At 36.5% G+C, this 13952-nt stretch carries 15 protein-coding genes; 10 read left to right on the top strand and 5 right to left on the bottom strand.

The features are described 5' to 3' along the window. Window positions 1-76: 76 nt before the first annotated feature. The 4 genes from ilvC to ruvX are packed head-to-tail and all read left to right on the top strand — an operon-like array spanning window position 77 to window position 3417. Window positions 77-1099, top strand: a complete 1023-nt coding sequence (ilvC, locus tag CDOMC_RS06565; RefSeq protein WP_172128859.1) for a ketol-acid reductoisomerase — start codon at window positions 77-79, stop codon at window positions 1097-1099. 1 nt (window position 1100) lies between these two features. Continuing rightward, entirely contained in the window at window positions 1101-2285 is a 1185-nt protein-coding gene (locus CDOMC_RS06560; RefSeq protein ID WP_236861289.1) for a divergent polysaccharide deacetylase family protein, read from the top strand. Continuing rightward, window positions 2282-3046, top strand: coding sequence for a DNA-processing protein DprA (gene dprA / locus CDOMC_RS06555; RefSeq protein ID WP_172128858.1), 765 nt, complete (start codon window positions 2282-2284; stop codon window positions 3044-3046). The genes CDOMC_RS06560 and dprA overlap by 4 nt, the downstream gene beginning before the upstream one ends. Further along, window positions 3043-3417: a Holliday junction resolvase RuvX gene (ruvX, locus tag CDOMC_RS06550; RefSeq protein ID WP_172128857.1), complete on the top strand. Its 375-nt coding sequence runs from the start codon at window positions 3043-3045 to the stop codon at window positions 3415-3417. Before dprA ends, ruvX begins: the two co-directional genes overlap by 4 nt. Here ruvX and CDOMC_RS06545 read toward each other — a convergent pair whose 3' ends face one another. The 5 genes from CDOMC_RS06545 to hemW all read right to left on the bottom strand — a co-directional run bounded on the left by CDOMC_RS06545 (window position 3418) and on the right by hemW (window position 7811). Beyond that, window positions 3418-4455 carry a hypothetical protein gene (locus CDOMC_RS06545; RefSeq protein WP_172128856.1) on the bottom strand — a complete coding sequence of 346 codons (1038 nt, stop codon included), beginning with the start codon at window positions 4453-4455 and terminating at the stop codon, window positions 3418-3420. 9 nt (window positions 4456-4464) lie between these two features. After that, entirely contained in the window at window positions 4465-5505 is a 1041-nt protein-coding gene (gene queA, locus CDOMC_RS06540) for a tRNA preQ1(34) S-adenosylmethionine ribosyltransferase-isomerase QueA (RefSeq protein WP_442861606.1), read from the bottom strand. Then, the gene (gene tatC, locus CDOMC_RS06535) at window positions 5477-6280 is read right to left on the bottom strand and encodes a twin-arginine translocase subunit TatC (protein WP_172128855.1); all 804 of its coding nucleotides are present in this window, start codon (window positions 6278-6280) and stop codon (window positions 5477-5479) included. The genes queA and tatC overlap by 29 nt, the downstream gene beginning before the upstream one ends. Then, a complete protein-coding gene (gene tatB / locus CDOMC_RS06530) occupies window positions 6280-6693 on the bottom strand; it encodes a Sec-independent protein translocase protein TatB (RefSeq protein ID WP_172128854.1) in 414 nt (137 codons plus the stop codon). The genes tatC and tatB overlap by 1 nt, the downstream gene beginning before the upstream one ends. 65 nt (window positions 6694-6758) lie before the next feature. After that, complete coding sequence (gene hemW, locus CDOMC_RS06525) at window positions 6759-7811, bottom strand: radical SAM family heme chaperone HemW (RefSeq protein WP_172128853.1); 1053 nt, start codon at window positions 7809-7811, stop codon at window positions 6759-6761. A gap of 212 nt (window positions 7812-8023) precedes the next feature. Between hemW and CDOMC_RS06520 the strand changes: the two genes are divergently transcribed. The 6 genes from CDOMC_RS06520 to ligA are packed head-to-tail and all read left to right on the top strand — an operon-like array spanning window position 8024 to window position 13930. After that, window positions 8024-8491: an RNA pyrophosphohydrolase gene (locus CDOMC_RS06520; RefSeq protein ID WP_172128852.1), complete on the top strand. Its 468-nt coding sequence runs from the start codon at window positions 8024-8026 to the stop codon at window positions 8489-8491. After that, window positions 8492-9691, top strand: coding sequence for an aspartate kinase (locus tag CDOMC_RS06515; protein WP_172128851.1), 1200 nt, complete (start codon window positions 8492-8494; stop codon window positions 9689-9691). Beyond that, window positions 9688-10230: a HobA family DNA replication regulator gene (locus CDOMC_RS06510; RefSeq protein WP_172128850.1), complete on the top strand. Its 543-nt coding sequence runs from the start codon at window positions 9688-9690 to the stop codon at window positions 10228-10230. Before CDOMC_RS06515 ends, CDOMC_RS06510 begins: the two co-directional genes overlap by 4 nt. Window positions 10231-10234: 4 nt before the next feature. After that, window positions 10235-10855: a DNA polymerase III subunit delta' gene (locus CDOMC_RS06505; protein WP_172128849.1), complete on the top strand. Its 621-nt coding sequence runs from the start codon at window positions 10235-10237 to the stop codon at window positions 10853-10855. Beyond that, a complete protein-coding gene (gene folP / locus CDOMC_RS06500) occupies window positions 10852-12000 on the top strand; it encodes a dihydropteroate synthase (protein WP_172128848.1) in 1149 nt (382 codons plus the stop codon). The genes CDOMC_RS06505 and folP overlap by 4 nt, the downstream gene beginning before the upstream one ends. Then, window positions 11993-13930 carry an NAD-dependent DNA ligase LigA gene (gene ligA / locus CDOMC_RS06495; protein WP_172128847.1) on the top strand — a complete coding sequence of 646 codons (1938 nt, stop codon included), beginning with the start codon at window positions 11993-11995 and terminating at the stop codon, window positions 13928-13930. Before folP ends, ligA begins: the two co-directional genes overlap by 8 nt. The last annotated feature ends 22 nt before the right edge of the window (window positions 13931-13952 follow it).

The following is a 13952-nucleotide window of genomic DNA, read 5'->3' as shown; positions in this document are numbered from 1 at the left end:
TAAATTTCAGCTTGTTTCAGTGACATTTGAGTTGCTTGGTTGTATAATTTTCAAAATCTTATCTCAAGGGGAAAATATGGCAGTAAATATTTATTATGACAAAGATTGCGATTTAAGTCTTATTAGAAGCAAGACAGTCGCTATTATCGGCTTTGGCTCTCAAGGACACGCTCACGCTGAAAATTTAAGAGATAGCGGAGTAAAAGTCGTCATCGGTCTTGCAAAAGGCGGAAAAAGTTGGGCAAAAGCAGAAGCTAAGGGCTTTGAGGTAAAAAGCGTGAGCGAAGCTTCAAAGATGGCAGATATGATTATGATCCTAACCCCTGATGAGATGCAGGCTGAAATTTTTTATAACGAGATCAAGCCAAATTTAAGCGAGGGAAATGCTATAGCTTTCGGGCATGGATTTAACGTGCATTTTGGACAGATCAAAGCTCCTAAGGGGATAGATGTGATAATGATAGCTCCAAAAGCTCCTGGTCACACCGTAAGAAGCGAATTTGTAAAAGGCGGCGGCATCCCTGATCTAATAGCAGTTGAGCAAAATTCCTCAGGTCAAGCAAAAGAGCTTGCGCTTAGCTACGCAAGTGCAATAGGTGGCGGAAGAACAGGCATTATTGAAACTACTTTTAAAGATGAAACTGAAACAGATCTATTTGGCGAGCAAGCAGTGCTTTGCGGTGGGCTTTGTGCCTTGGTAAATGCAGGTTTTGAAACGCTGGTCGAGGCAGGATATGAGCCTGAGATGGCTTATTTTGAGTGCTTACACGAGCTAAAACTTATAGTTGATCTGATGTATCAGGGCGGAATGGCCGATATGCGCTACTCTATCTCAAATACAGCTGAATATGGCGACTATGTAAGCGGAACAAGAGTCGTAAATGAAGATAGCAAGAAGGCTATGAAGGAAATTTTAAAAGAGATTCAAAACGGTAAATTTGCAAAAGACTTTATCCTTGAGCGCAAAGCAGGATATGTAAGGATGAATGCCGAAAGAGGAATCGCCGAAAGAAGCCTACTAAATCAAACCGGCAAAAAGCTAAGAGCTATGATGCCTTGGATAAGCGCAGGTAAAATCGTAGATCAAAGTAAAAATTAATTTGGGTCCAAGAACAAAGAGAAAAACTACCAAAAGGCGTGTAAGGCATAGTTCTGAAAAGCACTCCTTTTGGAGTTATTTTATAATACTTCTTATAGCTTTATGTGTAGGTGTTTTTACATATTTTCTACTTAACTATCTATACGGTAAAAGTGATAATAATATACAAACTATAAACAAGATAGAAAAATACCTAGACAGGCAAAAACAAGAGATAAAAAAAGATTCTATTGTAAAATCTGAGCAAAAACCACAAGAAAAGATAAAAAATAAAGAGCCCAACTTAGAACAAAAGACGACAATAAAGGATCTAAATTTAACCGACAATGAAAGCCTTGCCATAAAAAATATGATAAAAAGCATGGAAGATAACGATACGAATTTATATGTAAATTCAATAAAATCAAAAGAGCATAATGTAACCAAGCACACAAATAAAATACATATAGAAATTGTAGAAAAAAATATAACTAAAAAAAGGAATAAAAAAGATACCGATAAAAATCAAAAATTTGCATTAGATAACAAGAAAGCGTCTATTAATAAACCAAAATTAGTAATTATAATTGATGATATTGCTTATAAGCACCAAGTAGACGCTGTAAAAGCTATAAATTTAAAGCTTACCCCGTCTATTTTCCCTCCTACAAAACATCATCCAGACACACCAAAGCTTGCAAAAAGGTTTAAGTTTTATATGATTCATTTACCGATGCAGGCTCATGGATTTAAAAAAGAGGAGATTAATACCCTGCACATAAATGATAGTTATGATAAAATTTTAAAGAGATTGCGTGATATAAAAAGAGATTTTCCAGAGCTAAAATACATAAACAATCACACAGGAAGCAAATTTACTAGCAATTTTGACGCTATGGATAGGCTTATGAAGGCTATCAAAAATGAAAATTTGATCTTTATAGATAGCAAAACGATAGCCAACACCAAGGTTGCAGCTGCAGCCAAAAAGCACTCAATGCCTTATATCTCAAGAGATGTCTTTTTAGATCATGAGGATAACAAAGCAGCTATAACAAAGCAACTAAAATACGCCGTTGCAATTGCTAAAAAGCATAGCAGAGCCATAGCCATTGGTCACCCTTATAAAAACACGATGGAAGTTTTAAGAAACAGCTTTGAAATCTTAAAAGATGTAGAAGTGGTATATCTAAAGGATATCTTGTGAATGTTTTAAGCGAGCTTCCGCCTCCGTTAAATAGGCTTAAAAAACCGCCTAAAAAGCTTTACTATAGAGGAAATTTAGAGCTTTTAAAGCTTCCGATGATATCCATAGTTGGTTCAAGAAAGGCAAGCGTATATACTAAAAATTGCGTATTAAATTTGGCTAAAACCCTCTCAAATGCAGGAGTTTGTGTGGTAAGTGGTGCTGCTCTTGGGGTGGATATCAAGGCTCATGAAGGCGCTTTCCCAAACACTATAGCCGTCTTTGGAAACGGACTTGACATCGTGTATCCAAGGGCAAATTTAAAAGCCATAGAGCAAATTTATATCTCTTCGCTTGCAATAAGCGAGTACGAGCCGGGCACTGTTGCCGCTGCGCATAGATTTTTAGAGCGAAACCGCATAGTCGTGGCACTTAGCGAGGCTTTGGTAGTAGCTCAAGCCGATCTAAGAAGCGGCTCTATGCAGAGTGCAAGGATGGCGCAGGAGCTTGGAGTAAAAATTTATGTCCTTCCTCAAAGACTAAATGAAAGCAACGGCACAAATGAGCTTTTGGCTTGCGGTAAGGCTGAACTTATAAATGATTTTGATAAATTTGCCGCTAAATTTGGGAGTCCTTCATCCGAAATAAAAGATGAAATTTTAGAATTTTGCAAAGCTGGAGCAAATTTGGACGAGGCTTTAGCAAAATTCGGAGATAAAATTTATGAGTATGAACTCTTTGGAAAGCTTGTCATATCAGGGCTTAGAGTGAGTTTAGTATGAGTGTAGTTGCTATCGATGTAGGCTTAAAGCGCATAGGCGTAGCACTTGGCGTTGGCAGCGTAGTGATGCCTCAAAAGCCAGTTTTAAGAAAAAATCGCAACCAAGCCGCTCGCGACGTGAGTGCTGTTTTATTAGAGCTAAACGCAAAGACTTTGGTTGTAGGGGTCCCGCTTGGCGGAAGCAGCGAAGATGAGATGAGAAGGCGCATAAGTCATTTTGTATCGCTTCTAAATTTTAGCGGTGAGATAGTCTATGTCGATGAGGCGATGAGTAGCTTTGAGGCAAGTGAAATTTATACCGACTCAAAAAGAGACGGCAAGCTTGATAGTATAGCTGCGATGATTATATTAAAAAGATATCTTAATATTTAGCTATGTCTTTAATGCTCTATTGCTATAGTATTTGTATGCGTTGTTAATAATACACATTAAAATATTAGGAGTGTATGGCTGTGACATATATTGTACATAAATATTAGGATTTATTTCAAATTCATCATGATTATTTTTTATTATAACTAGACATATTTTTTTATTTATTAATGCGTTTTCTATTTCTGTTATATTAATATCTTTGATAATATCTGCTTGGACAAATACTATATCTGGCTTAAAAATATTGTCTTCTATGTGTCTTTTAATGATTTCCAAATTAGAAGTTGGTTTCACATCAATTCCAATAAATTCAAGCTCATTTTTTAAAATATCAAAAGCATATTTATTTTTTTCTGCTATTAAAACAGTAAAATTTTTTGGATCTTCTACTTTTAATTCTTTTAGTATATTATTTTTACTTGTTGAAAGTTCAAAAGATATATTAGCAGATACTTTTATATATCCTTTTGATTCATATTGGAAGGATACCGCAGAATCATTTTTATTTGCTATTTCTTCGGCTAAACGAAAAAACTTTCGACTTATTGGAGTCATAGTTGTATGTATCATATTTTTATTTATAGTATCTGTATAAAAACTATTATCCGCCCATACGGAGATTGTGAAATTAATATGTTTTTTGCTGTAATTACTTAATAAAAATTTTATGATAATTGTTGAATTTGATAAATTCAAGAGCATTATTTGAGTTAAAGCGTCTGTCAATTTAACTAAATCGGAAAAATCTGCGTTAAATGTTTTTGGATAGTTCATGTTGTAATCAAGCAATACTGTATTATTGTTTTTTTTAGAATCTTCGTTTAGCGAATTCATTAAAAAAAACATACTGTCGAATATGTCTGTTTGTGCTATTTTTTTTCTTGTATTTGTATGTAAGAACTCAGGACTTTTTCTAAGTAGCCTAACTCTTTTATTAGTAAATTTTTCATTTAATTTTTTAGAATGCACATAATATGCTACGAGTAACATCAAATATAAAAAAAGAATTATAAAAAGTATTAAGCTAAATTCCATTGCTTATCCCTAAATAATTAGCATTCCGTCACCATAAGAGTAGAATTTGTACTCTTTTTGAATTGCCGTTTTATAAATCTCCATTGTCTTATCAAGACCTATAAAGCTTGTTACTAGCATTATAAGCGTTGACTTTGGAAGATGAAAATTTGTAAGAAGATAGTTTTGGCGAATAGGTCTATTGTGTAAATTCAGAAATAACTTACACTCGCCACTTGATATCTTGCTTCTTGCAAATTCCTCTACACATCTTGTTACTGTTGTTCCAATACCTAAAATCTGCTTGTTTGAGTTGATAAGATCTTGCGTTTGACTTGGAATTTCATAAAATTCACCATGCATCAAATGATCTTTTATATTTTCAGACTCTACACCTTTAAATGTTCCTGCTCCAACATGAAGCGTAAGAAAATTTATATCATGATCTTTTTTAAGTGTTTTTATCATCTTATCATTGAAGTGAAGGCTTGCGGTAGGCGCTGCGACTGCGCCTTGGTGCCTAGCAAATATGCTTTGATACCAGCTCTCATCGTTTCTATTGTCAGCCCTTTTGATGTATGGAGGGAGTGGCACATGTCCTATCTCTTCAAGCACGCTAAAAAGCTTAGCTGTGTCTAAAGTTTGATTATTTTGAGTAAATTCAACTACTCTTGTGCCATCTTCATAAATTTCACAAACTTTCGCAACCAAATCTTTATCAAATTTTATTAAAGTTCCTATTTTTACTTTGCCTTTTATATAGACGCTAAATTTATTATCGTTAAGAGGAGTATTTAGCAGTATCTCGCTTGATCCTCCGCTGTTTTTTTTGCCTAAAATTCTGGCTTTTACTACTTTTGTATCGTTGAAAATAATGGAACAATCCGGTAAAATTTCGTGTAGATTTTTAAATTTCAGATGGTGTATTTTGTCCTTGCCCCGTTCATATACAAGCAGTCTTGCCTCCTCTTTTGGCAATGTTGGAGTGGAGGCTATCAAATTTGGTGGAAGATAGTAGTCGTAGCTTGATAGCAGATCTATATCAGTCGCCATTGTAGTATATTTCGTCATCGTCATCGTCGCTGTCTTGCTGCTTTTTAGGTTCTTCTTTTGACTCTTCTTGAACTTCCTCTTCTTTTGGAGCCGGATTTATCTGTTTGGCTATAAAAATAGACAATCCGTAAAGCCCTATTAGAGGGATTGCCATTAAAAATTGGCTTATGATATCAGGAGGAGTCATAATGGCAGAAAATATAAATATAATTACCACCGCATATCTAAACGAATTTTTAAGTGTTGCGTCGGTTATTAGTCCTAATTTAGCTAAGAAAAAAGTGATAACAGGAAGCTCAAAGGCTATACCAAAAGCTATTAAAAGCTTAGTAAAAAAGCCTACATATTGCCCTATGCTAGGAAGTGCAGTAAATAATTCTCCGCCAAAATTTATAAGAAATACAAAGCCGATAGGAATTACCACATAGTAACAAAACGCAGCGCCAACTAAAAACATAAATGTAGCTGCTAATACAAAAGGAATTACATATTTTTTTTCATTGTCATAAAGTCCTGGTGCTACAAATAGCCAAAATTGCCAGAATATTACAGGAAGTGAAAACATAAATCCGGCAAAAAACGCTACCTTCATAGCTGTAAAAAATGGCTCTTGAACCTGAGTAAAGATGATATTGCTTCCGGCCGGAAGAGCATTTTTAAGAGGGGCGGTCATGATAGCTAGGATTGGATTCCAGAAGCTAAAGCACACAATAAACATTACAAATACAACAGAAACGCTTATAAAAAGCCTCTTTCTAAGCTCTACTAGATGCGGTTTTAACTCTTCAAACATTATGCCTCTTTCTTCTCTTCGTTGTTTTTATCACCCAAAACTGCATCTTTTACTATATTTTGTGGATTTTTTATATTGTCAATACTGCTTTTTATGTCTGATATATTCTTGTTAAGTCCGCCGGTTATATCATTTACGTCCTTTTTTAGCTCATCAAGCTCTTCAAAAGTAAGCTTCTTGCGAACACTTTCAGTAGTTTTTGTGATATTTTCTTTATACTTTTTCGCATCTTCTTTTAGCTCTGCAATCTTAATCTCCTGATCAAAATTAGCCTTTGCATCATTGACTGTTTTTTTAATAGTTTTAAAAAATCTAGCTATCTCAACCATTGCACTAGGAAGCTTATCTGGACCTAGAAACAACACTCCTATGATTGCTATGATAATTATTTCGGGCAAACTCATACCAAACATTTAATATCCTAAATTTACATTTTAAATCAAATATTCTATCAGCTTTTTGCTCAATTTTCTATAAATTAGCTAACTATAAAGAGAGAAATTTCATCTGCTAGTAAAAAATTTGTTACAAAATATCGCCCATCTTTAAAATTAAGCTTTTTATTTTTGTGTAAAATCTCGGCTCTAGCAACTTGCTCTTTTGATAATCTTGAAGCCTCAATTCCGACTATACTTCTAGCACCTAAAAATATATGCTCTAAATTTCGCTCTTTCAAGCTTAGATTTTCTATATTTTTTTCATGCGGATTTTTTATATAGGCGTTTAAATTGTCACTATTTCTAAATCTAAATTCATTCATAAAACCTACTGCATAAGCTCCTATGGCAAGATAATTTTGTCCTTGCCAATATCCAAGATTATGTCTGCAAATTTGACCAAAATTTGATATCTCATACTGTTTTAAGCCTATTTTTTCTATCTGGTTTATAAGAAATTTAGCTAATATCGGACTATCTTTTTTATAGCTTATCTTGCCTTGAAATGGAGTCTTTTCTTCAAGTGTTAAAGAGTAAGCCGATAGATGAGATATCTCTAAATTTTTTATATTTTCGATTTCTATTTCAAGCCGTTTTTTGGTATCAAATTTTGTGCCATATATTAAATCTACGTTTATGTTTTTAAATCCTGCCTTTTTTGCATTTTTTACCGCTTCATATACATCAAATGAGCTATGAGTTCTACCAAGAAATTTAAGCTTATCTGCAAAAAAGCTTTGGGCTCCGAAACTAATGCGGTTTACCCCAAAGCCCATCATCTTTTTTAGCCAAACTAAATTTGCCGAATTTGGATTTGCTTCGGACGTTATTTCGGCATCCGAAGCAAAAAATGGATAAATTTCAAAAAATAAATTCTCATATAAATTTGCATCAATCACGCTTGGAGTACCACCTCCTACAAAAACGCTTGTTATACTATTTTTCTTAACATCAAATTTACAAATTTGAGCTTTCAGGTCATCTATCAAAGCTTCAAAATAGCTTTTGGCTAAATTTTCTTTGCCTACAAGCGATCCAAAGGCGCAGTATGGACATTTACTTTCGCAAAAAGGAATATGTATATATAGGAGCATTTTTGCCTTACGTTTAAAATTGAGTTAATTATAATACAAAAGTTTGTATTTCACATAGTTTTATATTTTAGTGGCATCTTTTTTGAATTAAATAAAAACGTGTGAAAATGTAAATTTAAGCTATTCTTTATTCTTTGACAAGCTCGATTTAAAGCTTGATATAAACTCTTTTAAGTTAAAATCTATCAAATTTTACATTTAGGTTTTAATCTATGCAAAAAAGCTACAGATCAAACGTTGCCGCCGTTGTTTTGGCTGCCACATACCCTTTTGATTGTAGGGTTTTTATAGCTCAAAGATGTGATTTGCAAGGTGTTTGGCAGTTTCCGCAAGGTGGGATTGATGAAGGAGAAAAGCCAAAAGAGGCGCTTTTAAGAGAGCTTAAGGAAGAGATAGGCACCGATGAGGTTGAGATTTTATGCGAGTATCCTGACTGGCTTAGTTATGATTTTCCACCAAATGTCTTAAAAGCTAAAAAATATCCCTATGACGGTCAAACTCAAAAATATTTTCTAGTAAGATTAAAGGCCGGAGCTAGGATAGACATTAAGACTAAAACCCCTGAATTTGATGAGTATAAATTTGTCCCTACAGATGAGGCGTTAAATGACATTAATCATTTTAAAAAACCGATTTACACTAAAGTTATGGGATACTTTAAAGAGAAAGGATTTATCTAAATGCTAATCATTCAAAAATACGGCGGAACAAGCGTAGGAACGCTTGATAGAATAGAAAATGTTGCCAAAAGAGTGATTGAGAATAAAAAAGCGGGCAACGATTTAGTGGTAGTTGTTTCAGCTATGAGTGGAGTTACAAATCAGCTTATAGAGTATGCCGATTATTTTACTAAAAATGCCGATACTATAGCTATGGATATGCTTTTAAGCTCAGGCGAACGCGTTACCTGCGCACTTCTTACTATAGCTCTTAATAATATGGGTTATAAGGCTGTAGCACTGACCGGAAGGCAGGCTGGAATCATAACGGATAGTGTTCACACAAGAGCAAGAATAGAAATGATAGATACAAAGCGCATGAGAAGCGAGCTTGATGATGGCAAGATAGTAGTTGTAGCAGGCTTTCAAGGTATAGATCAGGATGGAAATGTCACTACTTTAGGACGCGGCGGAAGTGATCTAAGCGCTGTTGCTATTGCAGGAGCTTTGAATGCTGATTTGTGTGAAATTTATACAGATGTGGACGGAGTTTATACAACAGATCCTAGAATAGAAAGCAGAGCTAAAAAGCTTGATAAGATAAGCTATGATGAGATGCTTGAGCTTGCAAGTTTGGGGGCAAAAGTATTGCAAAATCGCTCTGTTGAGCTGGCTAAAAAATTAAATGTAAATTTAGTCACAAGAAGTAGTTTTAATCATAATGAAGGAACATTGATAACAAAGGAAGAGAATATGGAAGCAGTTTTAGTAAGCGGAATAGCACTTGATAGAAACCAAGCGAGAGTAACATTAAGAGGAGTAGTGGACAAGCCTGGAATCGCAGCTGAGATCTTTTCGGCCTTGGCAGAAAAAAACATAAATGTTGATATGATAATTCAAAACGTAGGGCAAGATGGCACTACAAATTTAGGATTTACCGTTCCTCAAAATGAACTTTCTGTAGCAAAAGAGTGTATGGATAAATTAGCCGCTGCAAAACATGTAGAATATAGCGAAGATATAGTAAAAGTATCAGTTGTAGGTGTTGGTATGAAGAGTCATAGCGGTGTAGCATCTTTGGCGTTTAAAACTCTTGCAAAAGAGGGCATAAATATACAGATGATATCTACGAGTGAGATTAAAATTTCAGTCATAGTTGATCAAAAATACGGAGAACTTGCGGTTCGAGCACTACACCAGGCATATAAGCTAGATCAATGAGCGATTTTATAAAGTGGACATTAGAGGCAATTAGAGATGAAGGCTCGCTAATGAGCTGGATGGAAGAAAGGCGCACAGAGTGGACGCCTTTGCTTGCATCAAAGCTAAAATTTTTACTCGAGGGGCGCGCTTTTATCCTGATAACCGATAGCGAAAGGTTTTGGTTTGAGAAATATTTTTTAAAAAATATAAATAAACCCACAAATTCGCGTCCTATCTTGCCATTTTTCTCGCTTAGAGCTCTCTATCCATCTTTTGATTCAATATCTTCAAAAGAAGAAATTTCTCTTCTGCAAGATATGCTAAGCCTTGCTTTTCCAAACGGCTATGTCTTCTTTTACGTCGGAAAAAGCAATGACAAAAGCGCACAGATAGCCAAAGGTAAGGACGATAGCTACATGTGGCTGTTTGACGAGCAGGCGCAAAACAGCTTTTACCTAAGCTCAAGCGACGAGCTTTTGGATATCAAGCTTTTATCACTCTATAAACTCTTTGATAAGAGCGTAGATGCGGCGCTCTTTGCTAAAGTGATGCTTTAATTTCATGCATAGCAAGATCGTTATCACAAGTGATTTTGAAGCTTTAAAGGATAAACTTCTAATGCTTCACGATCCAAATTTTTTAAGATTTTTTATAACTGAAGATTTCTTGCTTGAAAATGCAAAAGAGGTCGTAGCTGAAGCCTATATCGCTGAAAATAGCGAAAAAATACTTGTTGTTATGGCTAAAAATTTTCGCATAGAAGCGCAAAATTCACTCCTTAAGATCATAGAAGAGCCTCCTAGAAATATCAAATTTATAATCGCTTGCGAATCTAAAAACATGTTACTTCAAACGATTCGCTCGCGTCTAATCACCGAAAATAGGCTTATAAAAAAAAAGCGCATAAGAAGCGGGTTAAATTTCACTCGTCTTGAGTTAAAAGAAATTTATCGCTTCATAGATGAACAAATCGAGCTTGAAAGAGCCGACAAGCTCGGTAAAAACGAGCTAAAGGAGCTAATTTCCTCAATTGCCCTAGAGGCTAGCGAAGCGGGAGTTAAATTCAGCCAAGATGAGTTAAGCTATTTTTACAAAGCCGTTAAGCTTGCGGAGTTAAATACAAAATCACATGCGCTTTTAACGCCGATTTTGCTGATGATATATGAAAAGGGCCGAAAGTGAAAATTTTTAAGATAAATCAAGAGACAAATTTTGATGAAATTTGCAAATTTATAAGCCCAAGCAAAGAAGGTCAGGCGATAATGAAAAAAAAGGCGAATCTAAATTTTTTCCTTTTAAAAGATATCCGATCGCCTGCTGCAAACATACTAAAACAAGACGCGCTTAGCATAGGAGCCGAGCTTGTAACGCATAAAAATACGATTTTAAACGGCGAGAACTCAACTGCGCTTTTAATCGCAACAGATGCGCAGATAAAAGAGCTTGCAAAAAAAGAGGCTGTGCAGGATTTTGGACTTAAAAATTTGGCTAAATTTTTAAAATCAAACTTTAAAAAGCCAGTTAGAGCCCAAATAATGGGAGTTGTAAATATAAATGAAGATAGCTTTAACGCCCAAAGCAGAGTAGATACAAAAAGCGGCATAAAAAAGATAGAAGAGATGATAGAAGATGGTGCTGAGTATATCGATGTAGGCGCGGTTAGCTCGCGTCCGGGCAGTAAATACGTAGGCGCTAAAGTCGAGTTTGAGCGACTTAAAGATATCGTAGCTGAAATTTACCGCCTAAATTTGCACGAAAAAGCGAAATTTAGCCTTGATAGCTTTGATGAATACTGCCTTGAATACGCGCTAAATCATGGCTTTAAGATGATAAATGATATCACGGCAGATACAAATTTAGCTAGGCTTGCCGCTAAGTACGGCGTGCAGTACTGCCTCATGCATATGCAAAACAGTCCTGAAAATATGCAAGACAGTCCGCATTATGATGATCTGCTCGGCGAGATAGATAGCTTTTTTGCGGATAAAATCGCTAAAGTGCGCGAGCTGGGATGCGAAGATATCGTGCTTGATGTTGGTGTCGGCTTTGGAAAAACGCCGCAAGATAATTTACTTTTGATAAAGCATTTGGAGCATTTTTTGCACTTTGGCTTGCCTCTTTTGGTAGGTGCAAGCAGAAAGTCCGTCATAAATTTTTATAGTCCAAGCGATGTTAGCAAGCGACTTCCGGGAAGTTTGTATCTGCATCAAAAAGCCTTTGAAAACGGCGCAAGCATAATCAGAACACACGATGTGAGCGAACATGTGCAGATGTTTAAGATAGATGAAGCAATGAGAAATTTAAGCCTTTGGAGCCAAAATGGATAAAAAAGAGTATCTAAAAAGCGTTGATCTGCTAAATTTGTGGGCGAAGGCGTATTACAAAGATGACGCTCCGATCGCGACTGATGAGGAGTATGACGAGCTTTATCACAGAGTGCTTGAGTTTGAGCGTGCAAATCCTAGTGAAATTTCGATGTTTTCACCGACCAAGCGAGTCGGCGGCGAGGTAAGCGAGGGCTTTATAAAGGCTGATCACATCGAGCGCATGTGGAGCATGGAGGATATATTTGACGAGGCTGAGCTGGTAGCTTGGCTAAATCGTGGCGATAAGCTCGGGCAAAAATTTGCCATACAGCCTAAATTTGACGGAGCCAGCCTTAATCTTCTTTACGAAAATGGCGAGCTAAAACGCGCCATAACTCGCGGTAACGGAATAACTGGCGAAGATGTAACGACAAATGCCAGAGTGATTCAAAATATCCCTATGAAGATAACCTATGGTGGCAAGATCGAAATTCGCGGTGAGGTTGTCATATCAAAGAGTGATTTTGACGATATAAATTTAGCACGCATGCAAAGAGGCGAAACCCAGCTTGCAAACCCTAGAAACGCAGCCTCAGGTAGTCTAAGGCAGCTTGATAGCAAGATAACTGCAAGCAGACGGCTTCAGTTTCGTCCGTGGGGGTATGGGGCTCAAAATTTAGGGCTTAAAAACTACTCTGAGATCATGGAGTTTATCTATTCGCTTGGCTTTGAGCGCGAGGAGTTTTTTAAAATTTGCCTTAATCTTGAAGAGATAAAAACCGCTTACAGTGAGCTTCTAAATTTGCGTGAAAATAAGCCATTTATGATGGATGGAATGGTCGTAAGAGTTGATAATGTAGCGTTTTCAAACGAGCTTGGATACACAGAAAAATTCCCGAAATTTATGGTTGCTTATAAATTTCCTGCGATTGAAAAGACGACAAGGCTTGTTGATGTGGCGCTTCAGGTTGGAAGAAGCGGTGTCGTAACTCCCGTAGGCGTGCTTGATGAGGTAAATATCGACGGCGTTAAAGTTAAATCAGCCACTCTTCATAACTTCGATGAGATTAAGCGCCTTGGCGTTATGAAGGGCGATTTTATAAGCATAATCCGCTCAGGTGACGTGATACCAAAGATAACGGGAGTCTTTAAAGAGCGCAGAAGCGGCTCTGAAACGCCGATAGAGCGTCCGCATAACTGTCCGGTTTGCGGTACTATGCTGCTTGATGAAGGTGTTTTTATAAAGTGTCAAAACTTAGAGTGCAAAGCACGCGTCATAAACTCACTCATTCACTACGCTTCAAAGCGCTGTCTAAATATCGACGGGCTTGGCGAAGCTATCGTAAATCAGCTTTTTGAGGCGGGATTCATAAATAAAATAGCCGATATATACAGGCTTGGTGCAAATGAACTATCAAGTCTTGAGGGCTTTAAGGATAAGAAAATTTCAAATTTGCTAAATGCTATTAATATCGCGCGCACTCCAAATCTGCATAGCTTCATAACCGGGCTTGGTATCGAGCATATCGGAGAGGTCGCGGCTAAGAAGATAGCAAGGCAGTTTGGCGACAAGTGGCTAGAGCTTAGCTATGAGGAGCTTATGAGCATTGACGGCTTTGGTGACGCGATGGCTGAGAGCTATGTGGAGTTTATGCAGGTAAATAGGGAAAATTTAGCCGAGCTTTTATACTTTGTAACTCCGAAATTTGAGAAATTTGAAGTTAAGCAAAGCGATATAAGCGGTAAAACATTTGTGATAACAGGCACGCTTAGTAAGGGCAGAGATGAATTTAAGGCTATTTTGGAAGCTCACGGTGCTAAGGTTTCAGGCTCGGTTTCCAAAAAGACAGATTTTGTTTTAGCAGGAAGCGAGGCAGGAAGTAAGCTTGATAAGGCGCGCGAACTTGGCGTTAGAGTGATAAGCGAAGAAGAGCTTATGGAGATGCTTTGAGGTGAAATTTGACCGGTTTTAG

Origin of the sequence: Campylobacter sp. RM16192 (assembly GCF_004803855.2) — a bacterium.
In the GTDB taxonomy this organism is placed as follows: domain Bacteria; phylum Campylobacterota; class Campylobacteria; order Campylobacterales; family Campylobacteraceae; genus Campylobacter_A.
This window is presented reverse-complemented; position numbering and strand designations above follow the sequence as displayed.